Genomic DNA, 14,874 nt, shown 5'->3' on the forward strand with positions numbered 1-14,874 from the left:
CCGTCGCTATGCGGCGGGCCTTCGCGCTCTAGGGCCAAAAGTGCAACCCCGAGAGACGCTGCGGCCAAAAAAGTTTGAACCAAGGCCAGGAATAGACTCATCTGCATCACCTCCCTCCCGTTATCTAGAATGTGCGATAAGGAAGGTGTATGCAGAGAGCTCCGGCTCCCCGCTTGTGCTCTATAATACGAACAAGTATTCGTTTTTCAAGACTTGACATGACTGCATACGGGTATTTCTCAACTTTGTCATACTTTGTCCTACTTTTGTCTTGACAGAGTATGACAAGCTATGACAGACTATCCTCAACAGAATCCGGCCGATTCTCAAGACATTGTTGGAATCCCATCAAGCATGCCGCGATACGGCACCCGGATTCGCCCATGGGGGATGGGAAGAGAGAGGAAATGCGCAAGCGGGCAAGGGGGAAGCTGCCCCGTCGTACGCCGCGCGTTTCTCCAAGAGGAGGAGAAATGTCGAATCAGAACAGTTCGCCGCGCGGACTGACGCGTCGTAATTTTCTCAAAGCGTCTGGAGCTGTGGCCGGCGCAAGCGTCTTGGGCGCGACGGCGGTCTCGCTGACCGCCCTGGCAGAGAGCGAGCCGGCCGCCGAAGAAGCCGAGGGCGTTTTCTGCGGCGTATGTCGCTCGAATTGCGGGTATTCGTGCCGTTACAACGCCCATGTGCGTGAGGGCAAGCTCGTCAAACTCGAGGTTGCCGACTACTCCGACGACGATTATCGCGGAAGCTGCCTGAAGGGTCTGTCCTACATGGATCGCATTTATGGCGATACGCGCATTCAGTACCCCATGCGCCGCGTCGAAGGCACGGATCGCGGAGCCGGTGCCTGGGAGCGCATTACCTGGGATGAGGCTATTGCCGAGATTGCCGACAAGTTCGGTGCCGTGATCGATCAATATGGTCCGTCGGCGGTGCTTGCCGAAATCAGTTCGGGCAACAATGGCGTCATCAACGGGTTTCAGGGCGTGTTGTCGCGTCTCGCTCATGTCGTCGGCATGACGCAGCCTGCTTCTTGCTACGATTACGCAACGGGCGTGGGCATCAACCGCGTGCTGGGCTCGGGTGAATGGTTCTTCGCCAATGAGCCGAAGAGCGCACAGGATGCATCGATGATTATCTGCTGGGGCACCAATCCTGTGAGCACTATGCCTCAGAACTGGCGCTGGATGCGCTATGGCATCGAGCGCGGGGCGAAATTGACCGTTATCGATCCGGTCAAGTCGAATACAGCTCACAAGGCGGATGAGTGGATTGGCATTCAGCCGGGTCAAGATGGCTACTTGGCCCTGACGCTGTCCAACTGGCTTATTCAGAACGACAAGGTCGACTGGGATTTTCTCAAGAACCGCTCGACGGCCGCTTTCCTGGTTCGTCGAGACACGAAGACGCATCTTCGCAAGAGCGCCTATGAAGAAGTGCCCGTCAATCCACAGACCGGTGCTCCTATGGACGACTTTTACGTGTGGGACCAGGCCGTCGACGGTCCCGTCTTGGCATCGGAGGCCGTTGAGCCGGTGCTGGAGGGATCGTTTACCACGCCCGATGGTATTGCGGTGGATACCGCTTATACGCTGCTCAAGGCGGAGTTGGAGCAGTATACGATCGAAGAGGCTGTGCGCATCTGCGGCGTATCGGAGGAGCAAATCCTCTCCCTTGCTGAAGATTTTGCGTCGCAGCGAGCTATCTCAGTGTGTATCACCTACGGCATCGACCATTACGTCAACGGGCATTTGACCACATGGGCTATTGCTATTCTTATGGCGTTGAGCGGCAATTACGCCAAGGCGGGCGCTGGATTCTTGGGGTATTGGCTCCAGCTGTTCGGTGGCAACATGATGGGCATGTGGTTTCCCGAGGGAGCCGTCGGTTCCCCGTCGAATCTGCCGGCCGGCGCGCTCTACGAGGCAGTCGAGAAGCAGGAAATCGACGGTCAGCCGTATCCCATGAAGGCGATGATCAGCTGGAACTCCAACGCTGTGAGCAACTTCGCCTGTCAGAACAACTTCTTCGACAAGATTCTTCCCCATATTGACTTCTGGGTTGTCGTCGATGTGGAAATGACGGATTCTGCTTGCTATGCCGACATGGTGTTGCCGGCGTGCTCCTGGTACGAGAACGAGGACATTCGCGTCAGCTACAACCATCCCTACACGGCGCTTCAGGAGAAGGCTATCGAGCCGCTTTACGAAAGCAAGCCCGACTCCGAGATTGCCACGTTGCTAGGTCATGCCCTCGGCTACGGATGGGCGTTTCCGGAGGAGTATACCTTCGACGATTGGGCTAATCTCTGGCTCGATGCCGATGGCCCGAAGGCGATCGGTTTCACATTGGAGCGCCTGCGCAAGGAGAAGTTCATTCGCACTCAGGGAGAAGACGGAAGCACCTATATCTTCGGTGAGACGGTGCCGTTTATGTCCGAGTCCATGCGCGCCCAGCTGTACTACGAGAACCCGGCGCCCCGCCTCCTGTACGGCCAGGAAATCCCCGAGGACGTCGACCGTGAGCGCATTGTCTACTATCGCGCTCCCGACGAGGCGGGAGCCGATAACGCATTAGCGGCAGACTATCCCATGGTGCTTCTGACCGAGCACAACCGTTACCGCACCCATACGCAGTGGTTCGGGGCCGCAACGTTGCGCGAGATTGATCCCGAGCCCGTGGCGCGCATCAACCAAGCCGACGCCGAGGAGCGCAACGTGGCCACTGATGACCTGATCGAGGTGTTCAACGAGCGCGGCCACTGCGTCGTGAAGGCTCGCATCGACGGCTCCATTCCTCCGGGTATCGTGAACATCCCCAAGGGATGGCAGCGCCGCCAATACGTAGAGGGATCCATGCAAGAGCTTTCCAACCCCAAGATGGACCCCTACGCGTGTGCTTTCGCTTTTTACGACACGCGCGTCAACTTCAGGAAATGGTAGGTGGTACCTATGAGATACGGATTCGTCATCGACCAGCAGCGCTGCATTGGCTGCCATACCTGCGCCGTGGAGTGTCGCTTTGCCAACAGCGTCCCCGAAGGAACGTGGTGGAATCGCGTGCTTACCGAAGACGGCGTCTTTTGCGACACCTGCGAGGGGGACATCAACGAGGTCTCGCTGTCCTATGTAACCGTTGCCTGTCAGCATTGCGAGAATCCCGCTTGTACGAAAGTCTGCCCCGTGGGCGCCACCTATAAAGACCCTGAGACGGGCATTGTCTGCCAAGACTACGATAAGTGCATCGGGTGCCGCATGTGCGTGGCTGCCTGCCCCTACACGGGGGTGCGCTCGTTCAACTGGGAAGAGCCCAAGTATACAGTGGGTTTCCCCACGGGCGATGCCGACGCGGCGCCCCATCAGAAGCATGTGGTAGAGAAGTGCATTATGTGCCGTCAGCGAGTAGCGAAGGGCGAAGAGCCCGCTTGTGTGCGGGTGTGTCCGGCGCGTGCGCGGTTCTGGGGCGACTTGGACGACCCGGAATCTGAGGTGTCCCAGCTTCTGAAAAAGCGGTCGAGCCGACAGTTGCTCGCCGAGGAAGGCACGAACCCGAACGTCCACTTTCTTGTCTAGGGCTTTCTAGCCGATCTTGCTCGACACATAACTCGGGTAGGGCTGTGCGCCTACCCTTACTTCTAGGAGATTCTCATGGCTGATTTCTCTTCTGGGGTCATCGTAGATGACGACCTCGACTTCAGTGCGGCCCAGGGCCGCTCGAAAACCCGCGAGGCGGCCGGCGCCAAGACCGCCGCGTGGGGCGGCCGCGGGCTGAACATTGCCATCGGCGTGTCGGCCGTCGTGGTGGTGGCCGGCCTCGTGCTCTGGGCGATGCAGCTTTCCGGCGGCATGGTTCAGACCGGTATGCGCAACCTGAACTCGTGGGGCCTCTATATCACGTCCTTTATGTTCTTCGTGGGTCTGTCTGCCGGCGGCCTCATCATCTCGTCGGTGCCCAAGGCCTTCGGCATCGCCGGGTTCGGCGGCATCTCCAAGGTGGCGGTGATGAGTTCCATCGCCTGCACTGTGGCCGCCATCGGCATGGTGGTGGTCGATCTGGGCCAGCCTATGCGCCTGTGGGAGCTGTTCGCGTACTCCAACCTGGGCAGTCCGCTCATGTGGGACATCCTGGTGCTTGGCACCTATCTCATCTTGTCCTGCGTGTACCTGTGGGCGCAGGTGCGCGCCGAGGCGGGCAAGATGAGCCATACGGCCCTGCGCGTCATCTCGGTGGTGGCCTTGGTGTGCGCGGTGCTCGTGCACTCGGTGACCGCCTGGATCTTCGGTCTACAGCAGGGTCGCGAGATGTGGCATACCGCGCTTCTCGCCCCCTGGTTCGTATCCTCGGCGCTGGTGTGCGGCACGGCACTTGTCATCTGCGTGGCCGTGGCCCTGCGCGCCGCGGGCTACCTGAAGTGGGAGCGGGCCAACTTGGTGAAGCTTGCCAAGCTGCTCGGCGCCTTCGTGATGGTGGATCTGTACTTCTTCGGATGCGACCTGCTCACCGAGGGCTTCCCCGCCGGGTCGGGCCTGGAAGTGGTGGCCATGCTGACGACCGGCCCGCTCGCGCCCTACTTCTGGGTGGAGGTCATCGGGTGCGCGGTGTGTGCCGTCATCTGCTTCACCCCGGCGCTGCGCACCAACGGGCTTCTGGTGGTCGGCTCGCTGCTGGCCATCGTCGGCATCTTCTGCAAGCGCGTGCAGCTGCTGGTCGGCGGCTTCCAGCTGCCCAACCTGGACTACGCCGGCCCCCTGACCTCGATGCAGCACACCGCCTGGGACTCCGGCCTCTCCGGCATCTACGGGGGCATGGTCTACTGGCCGACACCGCTTGAGTTCGGTGTGACGCTCGGCGTCGTGGCCCTTGGGTTCCTCATCTTCTTCCTGGGCCTGAAGTTCCTGCCCTTGCGCCCGGTCGAGGAGGCCTCGCCTTCCAAGTAGCCGCCTCCTTATGTGCAGGCCCGCGCCGCCCCTTCCCGGCGCGGGCCTCTTCGTCAGCATGCGAGACGATTTCGCAGCTGAATTTGGGCAAGAATTTCGAGTTGTTAGACGTCGGCAGGGAAGAACTCTGGACTGCATCCGCTTAGCGATCTCTGCGAACTGGGATTTTGCCCCTTGCGGCTCTCGAACGCGCTCGATGCGCTCCGTTGAATGTCTAACAACTCGAGATTCTCGCCCTGGGAGGCTCTCGCACTTGCTTAGGCGCTTCCGAAAGGAAAGGTTCGCAATGCCGAAGAAACTTCTCGCCGCCCTCGTATTGCTGGCGGCTCTAGCCGTGACGATAGCGGCCGGCTCTGCATTGGCTCCCGGCTCTGCCATCCGTCCCATTGCCGCGGATTCCCCCTGCCCGGCCGCGGGGTGCGCCTCGGGCGCGTGCCACGGGTTCGAGGCGGTGCCCGAGCCCGACGGGGTTCACGAGATGACGTGCCCCGAAGCCGGCTGCACGTCGGCGGAGTGTCACGGGTGGGACTCCCTCATCGGGCGCTACCACCAGGCGTCGGACGCCAGCCTGAACATGTGGATCATCATGCCCACGGTGCTGGTGCTGGCTCTGTGGCTGCTCGTGCGCCGGTCGGGCCGCGGCGCGCGCGGGCGCGAGGGACGCGGCGACGTGCTAACCAGCAGCTCTGCGGAAGCCGCGCCGGCGGCGAAGGTGCCGGCCGCCCATTCGACGGCGGAGGTGTCGATCGCCCGCTCTGCCGATCTGGCCGACGCCGATTTCGATTTCGAAAGGGAAGGTGCCTGACATGAAACGCAATCGCGCGCTTTTCGACGCGGTCGTGCTGGTGGTGTACCTGGTGGCGGCCAATCCGGCTCTCACGGGTGTTCCGGTGCACGAGTTCATCGGGCTGGGGGCCTTTGTCGTCATGGGCGTTCACATTGTTGCCAGCGGCGATGGGCTTGCCGGCCGTGGCCGCGCGGGGCGGCTCGCTCTGAACATCGTGCTGCTCGTGGCGCTCGCCGCCTGTGTGGTGTCGGGCGTCATGGTGTCCGGGGCGGCGCTTCCCTCGCTCGGCCTGTACGCCACGGGCTACTCCTTCTGGGATCCGCTGCACGCCGTGGCGGCCAAGGTGCTGCTCGCGGCCCTCATCGTGCACGTGGTCGTGCGCGCCCCCGCCGCCCTGGCGGTGCTGCGGCGCAAAAAGAATGTGACCAGTTCCGAGACGTTGGACGCTCTCGAATTTTGATAAATACGGCATTTGCAGGTGCTTGCGCGGGAATGCCCGGTTTCGCGCTATACTGCCTTTCAAGCAAAAGGACATCCGCAAAGGAGGAACCGTTCATGACCGTATCTGCTGACCTGTGGCAGGCTCGCGCGGCGATGTGCGAATTGTTGGCGCTGTCGTTCCGCTACCCGGAGGATAAGGTGCTCGCCGAAGCCATCGCCTCGGGGGAGTGGGGAGAGGCCGCCGATGAGATCGCCGGGGCGCTCGGAATCGACTGGACGGCCGCCGCGGCACCCGGTGCTGCCGAGGCTGCTGCGCTGCCCGATCCGGACGACATCCAGAAAGAGCTGCGCCCCGAGGCTACGCGCCTGTTCGTGGGCGCTCCCGAGGCGGCGTGCAGCCCGTACGAGGGTGTGTGGCGCGCCAAAGCCGAGGGCGTGCAGCCGCTCTTGTTCGTGAATCCGCACTCCATGGCCGTGGAGCGCTTCTGCAAGGCGTGCGGTCTGGGCCGCCCCGAGGGCACCAACGAGCCGCTCGACGCTGTGTGGACCGAGCTGGAGCTGTTGGAGTACCTGGCCCTGCGCGCCGCGGCCGACGCTGCCGAGGCCGAGGGCATCGCGGGCGACGCCGCGGCCGTCGAGGACGTGGTGGAGGACGAGGACACGCTGGAGGAGTTCGAGGATCCCGGCGAGCCCGGCGACGTGGTGGCCTCGACCGACCTGCCCGGAGGCAGCCCCGAGGCGGCTTGGGACGAGTTTGCGGCCGAGCACGCCCGTCAGTGGATGCCCCAGTTCGCCGCGGCCGTGCAGGAGGAGTCGCGCGTTCCCTTCTACGCCACGGCTGCCAGCCTGCTCGCGGCGTTCATCGGGTAGAAACGCGCGAAAACCTGATCATGCCAAGGGCCCGCGTCTTCCAAGACGCGGGCCCTTCTGCGCCTCGCCGCCTCTTCGGCGGGGCCGGGGCTGCGCACCCGTGCGCGCATGCTGCCCTCCGCGGGCTGCGGACGCGTACGCCGTCCCCGGCTGTGGGCGCGCATTCTAGGAGCGGGCTCGCTCGATGCGCTCTCTCACGGTCTGCTCCTGCGCCTTCACGTTGCCGATGATGGGCGCGCCGATGATGTTGCCCTCGCGATCGACGATGTAGGTGGTGGGGTATCCCGTGAGCCCTTTGACGAAGTCCTGGTAAAAGCTGCTCTCGGGGCTCGGCGAGATATTGGCGTAGGTCACGCCCTTCTCGTGGAGGATGTCGCGGGCGCAGGCAAGCTGCTCGTCGCTTTCGCCCGAGTCGGCCGCCACGCCGATGAGGTTCACGTTCTCCGTCTTGAACTGCTGGTACATCTCCTCGAGCTCGGGCATTTCGGCGATGCAGGTGCCGCAGCCGTTGTTCCAGAAGTTGACGATGGTCGCGTCCCAGTCGCCGAACACGTCGCTGCCGATGCTCTCGCCGTCGGTGTCCACGGCGGAAAACTCCGGGAAAGGGGTCTTCGACACGAGCTCGCCGTCAGGGGAGCTGCACCCGGCTAGCAGAGCCGCTCCCAGCAGGGCCGCCGCTGCGAGGGTCGCTATTCTTCTCAACATGATCGTTCTCCTTTGTCTCGGTTCGGTTCATCAGGGGAAATGAGAGGGAAATTGCCCGGGTGGGGCAGGTGCGCACGCAATCGCCGCACCGGATGCACTCGGTGTGATTCGGTGTGCGAAACGCTTCGACGTCCATCTTGCAGGTGCGGCTGCAGGTGCCGCAGGAGGTGCACGCGCGGGCGTCTACGTGGAGCCGGCAGGCCGATACCTTGTTGAAGGGAGCGTAGAACGCCCCCAGGGGGCACAGCCATTTGCAGAACGGCCGGTAGAAGAACACTGCCAGCGTCACAATGCCCAGAAGCAGGCAGGTCTTCCCCGTGAAAAGGGGTCCCAGGCTGGCGCGGATACCCTCGTCGGCGATGGCGAGGGGGATACCGCCTTCCAGAATGCCGGCCGGGCAGAGGTACTTGCAGAAGAAGGGATCGCCCAGGCCGACCTCGTTGACGATGGTCAAGGGGGCCACGATGACGAACGCCGCGAGGATGACGTACTTGAGGTAGGTCAGAACGCGAAGGCGCCGGGTGCTGAACTTTCGCGACGGCACCTTGTGCAGCAGCTCCTGGAACCAGCCGAAGGGGCAGAGAAACCCGCACACCACCCGTCCCAGCAGCGCACCGATGAATATCATGACGCCCAGCACGTAGTACGCGACATGGAACTTCGGCGATCCCAGGGTAGCCTGCAGCGCACCGATGGGGCACGAACCGGCCGCAGCGGGGCACGAGTAGCAGTTCAGCCCCGGCACGCACAGTGCCTTCAGTTCGCCTTTGTATATGGTGCCCGCGAAGAAGTTCGCGATGAAGGGGTTGGCAGCCAGCGCCGCGAGCAGTTGGATCTTCCACCGGCTGATGCGTCCCCTGCTCGTGCTACCCAATGCCAACGCACTCCAAGCACAGGTTGGTTCCCTTGGAGAGCACAGTGGCAACCTCGCCGCGCGCGGCTCCTGCGGCCACCATGACCAGGGCGAGCGCCAAAAGGCAGACCGTCGCTTTCCTCATGGCAATCAGGCCCCCAGGGTGACGACGGCCGCCTCGCCGTTTTGGGCATCTGCTTCGTCGGCTGCCGCGCCGTCGCCCGCGCCTTGGAGGTCGCGGGAGATTTCCGCGAACGAGGCCGCCGACTCCTCGATGTCGGATGCTGGAAGGCCCGTGCACCATGCGGAGATCACCGCTCCGTCAACGTACCACACGCCGGTAGCCGGGCCGGCCTCGGCCATTTCGGCGCTCTCTCCGAGGGCCGCGCGCAGCTCGTCGTTGTAGACGATGACGGGGAAGGGCGCGCCGTCGAACAGCTCGCTTCCCTGGTCGCCCCGCGCGCACACCACGATGCTGGCGCCGTTTTGCCGCACCGCGTCGCTGGCAGCTGCCAGCTCGCGGAAGAACGCGCGTCCCTCTTCGGCCTCGGGATCGATAAAGGTGAGGAAGGTCACGCCCTGGATGTCGCCCTTCGCGAAGGCGCCTCCCTCGACGGTTTCCGTGCTGAAGTCGGCCAGGGCATCGTCGGTCACCTTGTCGTCGGCGGCCACGCTGTGCTCCTCCAGATAGGCATCCGCCCATTCCTGGGTCACCCAGCCCTTGTCGAGCGCGTCCTCGAGGGTCACGTTGCCCTCGGCGACGGCTTTCTCCACCTCGTCGAGGGTCGGCGTCTGCGGCGCGCAGGCGGCAAGGACGAGGGCGCATGCCGCGGCCGCGATAATAATGGCGAATCGTTTCACGGGTAAGTACTCCTTTGCTTCTCGAACGTGCGCTCGGGAGCATACCGTGAGCCGTATAAAGCTGGTGTTAAGCAGGAAAGCTCACCTGGAAGATGCTGCCGCGCGGCGTGTGGGGAAGCACGCGGATGCTGGCCCCGTGGCGTTCCAGGATCTTCTTGCAAAGGGCCAGGCCGAGCCCGTTTCCGCCCGTAAGGTGGCTGCGCGACGCATCGACGCGGAAGAACGGCTCGAAAATGGCCTCGCGAAGCTCTTCGGGAACGCCGCACCCTTCGTCGGCGAAGGAGACGGTCGTGCATTCCCCGTCGGTGCCGACGGCCACGTCGATGGCGGTGCCCGCGGGGCTGTACTTGATCGCGTTCTCCAGCAGGTTGTAGAACACCCGCTCGAGAAGGCCGTCTTGGCCTCGGACGACGGCTTGCGTTTCCTGTACCCGCACCGCGATGCACTTCTCGTCTGCCAGGGCGGCGAGCTCGTCGGCCACATCGCTCAGCAGCGGGGCCAGCGGCACGGGCTCGGCAGATTCCAGCGGCACATCGCGGCTGAACAGGAGCAGGTCTTCCACCAAATCGGTCAGGCGCCGTATCTGGGCCTGAAGGTTGACGATGAAGGTGCGCGTCTCGTCGTCGAGGTGCGGCGACAGCGCGAAAACGTCCACCTTCGTCTGCAGGACGGCGAGGGGCGTGCGCAACTCGTGAGCGGCGTCAGCGGAGAACTGCCGCTGCAGCGCGAAGGAGCGCTGGAGCTGCGCGAGCAGCTGGTTGAACGACAGCGTGAGGTCGCGAATCTCGTCGGCGCTGCGCGGCACGGGAAGGGGCTGCGCGAAGTTGCCGGCATCGCGGCTCTTCACTTCCTCGGACAGGCGGCGCAGCGGCTTTTGCACATAGCTCGCCGCGAAGTACGCGCCCACGCTTCCCGCAAGCACGATGAGCACGGTGGCCAGCGTCGTCTCCCGGCGGAAGGCGTCGTAGAGCAGCTGCCCTCCCGCGGGAGCCGCCTCGCTTGCCGGCTCGGTGAGCGCCGCCGGCTCGCCGCCTGCGACGGTGTCTTCGGCGACGATGCTGGGCTCGAGCATAACCGCGTCGATCATCCGATTGGCGGAGTAGTGCGCCACCACGGTCAGGGCGGTGCAGGAGACGATCAGGAACAGGCTGGCGGCAATGGTGAACCGCGCCCGCAGCGACAGGCTTCTCATGACAGAAGGTACCCCTCTCCGATTTTCGTGCGAATGGGGTCGGCGCCGAGCGCTGCCTTGAGCTTCTTGCGCAACGCCGACAGGTGCACGCGCACCGAGTTGCTGAACGGATTCGCGTCCCCGTCCCACACATGATCGACGATGTCCTGCTGGGTGACGAGGCGCCCTTGGTTGAGCAGGAAGTACTCGAGGATGCCCATCTCCTTCGCGGTAAGGGGCAAAGGCTCGCCGCAGACGTTGGCCTGGCGTTTCAAAGTGTCCAGCGAGAGATCACGGTAGGTCAGGGTGGTCGTTTGCTGCACGAACTGCCGGTTGATGAGCACGCGGATGCGTGCCTCGAGTTCCTCGAAGTGGAAGGGCTTGGTCAGGTAGTCGCTCGCGCCGAGCGCGAAGCCCGAGAGCTTGGTCTCGAGGTGGTGGTTCGCCGACAGGATGAGGGCCTTTGCCTGCGGTTTGACGGCTCTGAGCTCGGATAGGACGCGCAGTCCGTCCATGCCGGGCAGGTTGAGGTCGAGCACGACGAGATCGTAGTCCTCGTCGAGGGCCCGCTGGAGCCCCTCGGCGCCGTCGGCGGCCTCGTCCACAGCGTAGCCTTTCAAGGCCAGCCCTCGGGCGAGATCGTGCAGAAGCTCGGGTTCGTCTTCGATCAGGAGAATGCGCATGGGTTGCCTTCGAAACGATCGGTGTGGGCGGAATGCAGCGCTTCCTCAGTCGCGCCGTGCCCATTGTGACAGATGAGGAAGGGGTTTGGAAGCGCCAGCCGGGCGGCTTTAGGGCGTGTACGTCCGATTGAACTGCGCCCACACGCCCGAGTACAAGATAGCGTCCACGAGATGGGCGTCCTGCACGAGGGGCAGGCGCTCGTAGGCCTCGGCGGTATCGGCGGCGGCCAGGGCCAGTGTGGTGCGCATGGTCTCGGGCGTGGCGCCGAGTATCACGAAGGGGTTGTAGCTGCCCGAGGCCGCGTCGTCGGCGAAGTCCACGGCGGCGTCCATCAGGTAGATGAAGCGACCGAGTGCATAGCCGAGCGCTTCCATGCCCTCGGCCCAGAATCCCTGGTTGTGGGCGAAAAGCTGCCCGAGCAGCATACCGAACTCTCGTGCTGCCGCATCGGGGTCGGCCTCGGCACCTTCCCGCTCGATGGTCCGGATGAGACCCATGGCTTCCTCTATGGCGGCGCACTGCTCGGGAATGCGGGCCCGCGCTCGCTCGTAGGCCCCGGCGAGCAGGTGCGCCGCCGCACGGGCCCGCGCGGCGCCGTCGTCGACCACGTCGTCGAGCACCTTGTGGTAGGCGAGCGCCACGGAAAGGTCGGCCGCGTAGTCGGTCCACGGCGAGCGCGCCCACGCCCGCGGAGCCGCCGGAGCAGGGTGCATCACGCAGTGGCTCGCGCCCTGGGTTTCCTCCGGCTCGTGCAGCGAGCTGCACAGCAGCACGAAGAAGGTGAGGTCGTAGGTCAGGCACGCCCGCGACAGCTGCCCGTACCGGTCTCGCAGCGCGAGGCACAGCCCGCAGTACACCGCCCGGTAGCGCTCTTTCTCCTCCTCGGAAAGTGCTCCCGCATCCGCCACCACGAACCCGAACATGGGCTGCCCGTTTACTCCGGCTTCTTCGCGACATGCACCGCGGCTATGCCGCCGGTGTAGTTTTTCCAGGTTACGTCGGTGAAGCCGGCCTCGCGCATCAGGGCTGCCAGGCCCTCCTGGTCGGGGAAGGCCTCGATGGACTTCGTCAGGTACACGAAGCCCTCCTTGTCGCCGGTGATGAGGTCGCCCCAGAACGGGATGAAGCGATGCAGATAGAACCGGTACAGCGCCCGCCAGGCGCGATTCGGCGGCGTGGAAAACTCCAGGCACACGAGAGATCCGCCCGGCTTCAGCACACGCAGCATCTCGGAGAGCGCGCGGGGCCGGTCGGGCATGTTGCGGATGCCGTAGGCCATGGTGATGGCGTCGAAGGAGTCGTCGGGGTAGGGGATGTCCTGAGCGTCTACCACTTCGAAATCGATGGGCACGCCGGCACCGTCGCCCTCGTCCACGTGCGTCTGGGCCACTTCCAGCATCTCGGGCACCAGATCGGTGCACTGGATGTGGCGCGGGTGCTTGGTGCGGGCCACGGTAAAGGTGACGTCGCCCGTGCCGCCGGCAATGTCCAGCACGTCGTGATGCTCCTCGATGGGGGCCTGGCGCATCATGCCGGCCAGCCACAGCTTATAGGCGCCGAAACTGGACACGGCGTTGAAGCGCTCGTACTTCTTGGCAATGTGGGAGAAGATGTCCTTCACGCGCTCGCTGGACAGCTCGGCCGGCGCCTCGAGGCCGGTGGCAGTGTCGATGCTCATGGATGGGCAACCCCTTCGCTTCTTCTCAAACTCTCGTCGTTGAGCCGCAGTATAAAGCACCCGACCGCAAATCCGCGGGGCTTATCCGTGCGCGGAGGGTGGTCGTGCTATTATGGATCGCTGATCATTCATCCCCCCGACTGGTTGGGAGGCCCCATGCTTCTATGCGCTCAGTACATTCTGCCGGTAACGTCCGAGCCCATCGTCGACGGTGCGGTGCTCGTGCGCGACGGCGTCATCCGCGATATTGGCAAGGTTGACATGCTGCGTCTGCGCTACCCGGACGAGGAAGTCATCGACCAGGGCCTGGCGGCCATCATGCCGGGTTTGGTGGACCTGCACACGCGCCTGGAGCAGTCGGTCATGCGCGGCGTGGTGAACGACGCCCCCTACGTGGAATGGCTGACCGAGATGGCCCGCAAGGCCACGCGCATCGAGGCGGCCGACTGGTTCGACTCGGCCATCCTGGGCGGCCTGGACGCGCTGTCCAGCGGCATTACCACCGTGGCCGACACCACCACCACGGGCGCCTCCTGCACCGCGGTGAACAAGCTGGGCCTGCGTTCGGTCATCTACCGTCAGGTAGGCGCCATGGACAAGGGCCGCATCGACGCGGCCATGCAGTCGGCCCAGAAGGACATTCTCCACTGGCGCGAAGAGGTGGACGCCGAGCGCGTCACCATCGGCATTGCCGCATCGCCGCTGTTCAACAACCATCCGGCCACGCTGCGCGCCATCTCCGAATTCGCCACGAAGGAAGAGCTGCCGGTGGCCCTGTGGCTGGCGGGCAGCCGCGAGGAGTCGGATTTCGTGCGCTACGGTTCGTCGCCCTTCCAGGTGCACGGCGGCGACGTGAAGCGCGGCTACGTGGAAATTCCGCCCTGGCTGCCCACGGGCGTGAGCCCCGTGCGCTACGCCCTCAACTGGAACGCCTTCGACGCCCCCAACGTCATGATCGTCGGCGCCGTGTGCGTTGACGACGAGGATCTGAAGAAACTGCGCGAGTACGACGTGGCCGTATGCTGCTGCCCCCGGGCCACGGCCCAGCTGGGCAAGGGCGTAGCCCCGCTCGACGAGTTCCTCCGCGCCGACCTGCGCGTGGGCCTGGGCACCGATTCGCCGGCCGCCACCGAGTCCACCGACATGCTCTCGGAAATGCGCTTGGGCATGCTGCTTCAGCGCGCGGTGAATCCCGGTCGCTTCCTGGACGCCAACACCATGCTGGAGGTGGCTACCATCGGCGGCGCCCGCGCCCTGGGCATCGACGACAAGGTGGGCTCGCTGGAGCTGGGCAAGCGCGCCGACATGATTGCCGTGGACCTTTCCAGCTCGCACCAGTCCTTCACCACCGACCCGGTGGCCGCCGTGGTCAACACCTGTACGGCAGCCGACGTGCTCATGACCATGGTGGACGGCAACGTGCTGTACGAGAAGAACCGCTGGCATGTGAAGGTAGAGGTGGCGAAGAACATCGCCCGGGTCATCGAGATTCGCAGCAAACTGCGCCCCGATGCCTAACTCCAGTTGCTGATACCGGCACTCAGCGCAATTGGAAATTCGTGGAGCCGCGCGCTTGCGGGACTTTCTCGCTGGCGCTGCGGCTCTTGTTCTGCGATAATTCCGAATTTGCGAACACTTTAGCAAGGGAACCGAGGAGCGCGAGCCATGGCGAGCAAGAAGAACAAGACGGGAGCCAAGAATCCCACGCGCAAGCAGCAGGCCGACCGCGTCCGCGCCGCCCAAGAGCGCGAGCGCCGCGCAAAGGAAGCGGCCGAGGCGAAGGCGCGCACGAAGAAGATCTTCACCGTCGTGGTATGCATCATCCTCGTTTTGGCCCTTGGTATTCCCACCATGGCACTGACCGTGCTCTCGCTGTAGAGCTGTAGA

Annotated in this window: 16 protein-coding genes; 8 read left to right on the forward strand and 8 right to left on the reverse strand. The window is 64.1% G+C overall.

Features of this window, described 5'->3' with window-relative positions; genetic code table 11:
- Positions 1-473: 473 nt before the first annotated feature.
- From PZH32_RS05150 to PZH32_RS05175, 6 genes are all read left to right on the forward strand, one after another.
- The gene (locus tag PZH32_RS05150; RefSeq protein WP_275206641.1) at positions 474-2,942 is read left to right on the forward strand and encodes a molybdopterin-containing oxidoreductase family protein; all 2,469 of its coding nucleotides are present in this window, start codon (positions 474-476) and stop codon (positions 2,940-2,942) included.
- 9 nt (positions 2,943-2,951) lie between these two features.
- The gene (locus PZH32_RS05155) at positions 2,952-3,572 is read left to right on the forward strand and encodes a 4Fe-4S dicluster domain-containing protein (RefSeq protein ID WP_275206642.1); all 621 of its coding nucleotides are present in this window, start codon (positions 2,952-2,954) and stop codon (positions 3,570-3,572) included.
- Positions 3,573-3,647: 75 nt separating this feature from the next.
- The gene (gene nrfD / locus PZH32_RS05160) at positions 3,648-4,937 is read left to right on the forward strand and encodes an NrfD/PsrC family molybdoenzyme membrane anchor subunit (RefSeq protein ID WP_275206643.1); all 1,290 of its coding nucleotides are present in this window, start codon (positions 3,648-3,650) and stop codon (positions 4,935-4,937) included.
- Positions 4,938-5,223: 286 nt separating this feature from the next.
- Complete coding sequence (locus PZH32_RS05165; protein WP_237974326.1) at positions 5,224-5,742, forward strand: hypothetical protein; 519 nt, start codon at positions 5,224-5,226, stop codon at positions 5,740-5,742.
- A gap of 1 nt (position 5,743) precedes the next feature.
- Positions 5,744-6,184, forward strand: a complete 441-nt coding sequence (locus PZH32_RS05170; RefSeq protein ID WP_114548790.1) for a DUF4405 domain-containing protein — start codon at positions 5,744-5,746, stop codon at positions 6,182-6,184.
- A gap of 95 nt (positions 6,185-6,279) precedes the next feature.
- Positions 6,280-7,035: a TorD/DmsD family molecular chaperone gene (locus tag PZH32_RS05175; protein ID WP_275206645.1), complete on the forward strand. Its 756-nt coding sequence runs from the start codon at positions 6,280-6,282 to the stop codon at positions 7,033-7,035.
- A 165-nt stretch (positions 7,036-7,200) separates the two neighbouring features.
- On the opposite strand, the gene PZH32_RS05180 is transcribed toward PZH32_RS05175, so the two are convergent.
- The 8 genes from PZH32_RS05180 to ubiE all read right to left on the reverse strand — a co-directional run bounded on the left by PZH32_RS05180 (position 7,201) and on the right by ubiE (position 12,987).
- Positions 7,201-7,653: a TlpA family protein disulfide reductase gene (locus tag PZH32_RS05180; RefSeq protein WP_275206647.1), complete on the reverse strand. Its 453-nt coding sequence runs from the start codon at positions 7,651-7,653 to the stop codon at positions 7,201-7,203.
- A 10-nt stretch (positions 7,654-7,663) separates the two neighbouring features.
- Positions 7,664-8,485 carry a 4Fe-4S binding protein gene (locus tag PZH32_RS05185; protein ID WP_275206648.1) on the reverse strand — a complete coding sequence of 274 codons (822 nt, stop codon included), beginning with the start codon at positions 8,483-8,485 and terminating at the stop codon, positions 7,664-7,666.
- 121 nt (positions 8,486-8,606) lie between these two features.
- Positions 8,607-8,738 (reverse strand): CD1871A family CXXC motif-containing protein, encoded by a 132-nt coding sequence (locus PZH32_RS05190; protein ID WP_206604142.1) that lies wholly within the window; start codon positions 8,736-8,738, stop codon positions 8,607-8,609.
- 5 nt (positions 8,739-8,743) lie between these two features.
- Positions 8,744-9,454, reverse strand: coding sequence for a hypothetical protein (locus PZH32_RS05195; protein ID WP_275206649.1), 711 nt, complete (start codon positions 9,452-9,454; stop codon positions 8,744-8,746).
- Positions 9,455-9,521: 67 nt separating this feature from the next.
- Positions 9,522-10,646 (reverse strand): sensor histidine kinase, encoded by a 1,125-nt coding sequence (locus tag PZH32_RS05200; RefSeq protein WP_275206651.1) that lies wholly within the window; start codon positions 10,644-10,646, stop codon positions 9,522-9,524.
- The gene (locus PZH32_RS05205; protein ID WP_114548785.1) at positions 10,643-11,308 is read right to left on the reverse strand and encodes a response regulator transcription factor; all 666 of its coding nucleotides are present in this window, start codon (positions 11,306-11,308) and stop codon (positions 10,643-10,645) included. Before PZH32_RS05205 ends, PZH32_RS05200 begins: the two co-directional genes overlap by 4 nt.
- A 108-nt stretch (positions 11,309-11,416) precedes the next feature.
- Positions 11,417-12,232 (reverse strand): DUF5685 family protein, encoded by an 816-nt coding sequence (locus PZH32_RS05210; protein WP_275206652.1) that lies wholly within the window; start codon positions 12,230-12,232, stop codon positions 11,417-11,419.
- 11 nt (positions 12,233-12,243) lie between these two features.
- Positions 12,244-12,987: a bifunctional demethylmenaquinone methyltransferase/2-methoxy-6-polyprenyl-1,4-benzoquinol methylase UbiE gene (gene ubiE, locus PZH32_RS05215; RefSeq protein WP_275206654.1), complete on the reverse strand. Its 744-nt coding sequence runs from the start codon at positions 12,985-12,987 to the stop codon at positions 12,244-12,246.
- Positions 12,988-13,143: 156 nt separating this feature from the next.
- Between ubiE and PZH32_RS05220 the strand changes: the two genes are divergently transcribed.
- Positions 13,144-14,505: an amidohydrolase family protein gene (locus PZH32_RS05220; RefSeq protein ID WP_275206656.1), complete on the forward strand. Its 1,362-nt coding sequence runs from the start codon at positions 13,144-13,146 to the stop codon at positions 14,503-14,505.
- 147 nt (positions 14,506-14,652) lie between these two features.
- Complete coding sequence (locus PZH32_RS05225; protein ID WP_275206657.1) at positions 14,653-14,865, forward strand: CASC3 protein CASC3; 213 nt, start codon at positions 14,653-14,655, stop codon at positions 14,863-14,865.
- Positions 14,866-14,874 lie beyond the last annotated feature (9 nt).

The sequence above is a fragment of the Adlercreutzia equolifaciens genome (assembly GCF_029076695.1).
GTDB classification, from domain to species: domain Bacteria; phylum Actinomycetota; class Coriobacteriia; order Coriobacteriales; family Eggerthellaceae; genus Adlercreutzia; species Adlercreutzia equolifaciens_A.

What these genes read in the sequence shown, in the direction of transcription:
- PZH32_RS05175 (WP_275206645.1), top strand. Translation starts at nt 6,280, where the DNA reads ATGACCGTATCTGCTGACCTGTGGCAGGCTCGCGCGGCGATGTGCGAA.
- PZH32_RS05165 (WP_237974326.1), top strand. Translation starts at nt 5,224, where the DNA reads ATGCCGAAGAAACTTCTCGCCGCCCTCGTATTGCTGGCGGCTCTAGCC.
- PZH32_RS05170 (WP_114548790.1), top strand. Translation starts at nt 5,744, where the DNA reads ATGAAACGCAATCGCGCGCTTTTCGACGCGGTCGTGCTGGTGGTGTAC.
- PZH32_RS05210 (WP_275206652.1), bottom strand. Translation starts at nt 12,232, where the DNA reads ATGTTCGGGTTCGTGGTGGCGGATGCGGGAGCACTTTCCGAGGAGGAG.
- PZH32_RS05190 (WP_206604142.1), bottom strand. Translation starts at nt 8,738, where the DNA reads ATGAGGAAAGCGACGGTCTGCCTTTTGGCGCTCGCCCTGGTCATGGTG.
- ubiE (WP_275206654.1), bottom strand. Translation starts at nt 12,987, where the DNA reads ATGAGCATCGACACTGCCACCGGCCTCGAGGCGCCGGCCGAGCTGTCC.
- nrfD (WP_275206643.1), top strand. Translation starts at nt 3,648, where the DNA reads ATGGCTGATTTCTCTTCTGGGGTCATCGTAGATGACGACCTCGACTTC.
- PZH32_RS05225 (WP_275206657.1), top strand. Translation starts at nt 14,653, where the DNA reads ATGGCGAGCAAGAAGAACAAGACGGGAGCCAAGAATCCCACGCGCAAG.
- PZH32_RS05150 (WP_275206641.1), top strand. Translation starts at nt 474, where the DNA reads ATGTCGAATCAGAACAGTTCGCCGCGCGGACTGACGCGTCGTAATTTT.
- PZH32_RS05205 (WP_114548785.1), bottom strand. Translation starts at nt 11,308, where the DNA reads ATGCGCATTCTCCTGATCGAAGACGAACCCGAGCTTCTGCACGATCTC.
- PZH32_RS05155 (WP_275206642.1), top strand. Translation starts at nt 2,952, where the DNA reads ATGAGATACGGATTCGTCATCGACCAGCAGCGCTGCATTGGCTGCCAT.
- PZH32_RS05220 (WP_275206656.1), top strand. Translation starts at nt 13,144, where the DNA reads ATGCTTCTATGCGCTCAGTACATTCTGCCGGTAACGTCCGAGCCCATC.
- PZH32_RS05200 (WP_275206651.1), bottom strand. Translation starts at nt 10,646, where the DNA reads ATGAGAAGCCTGTCGCTGCGGGCGCGGTTCACCATTGCCGCCAGCCTG.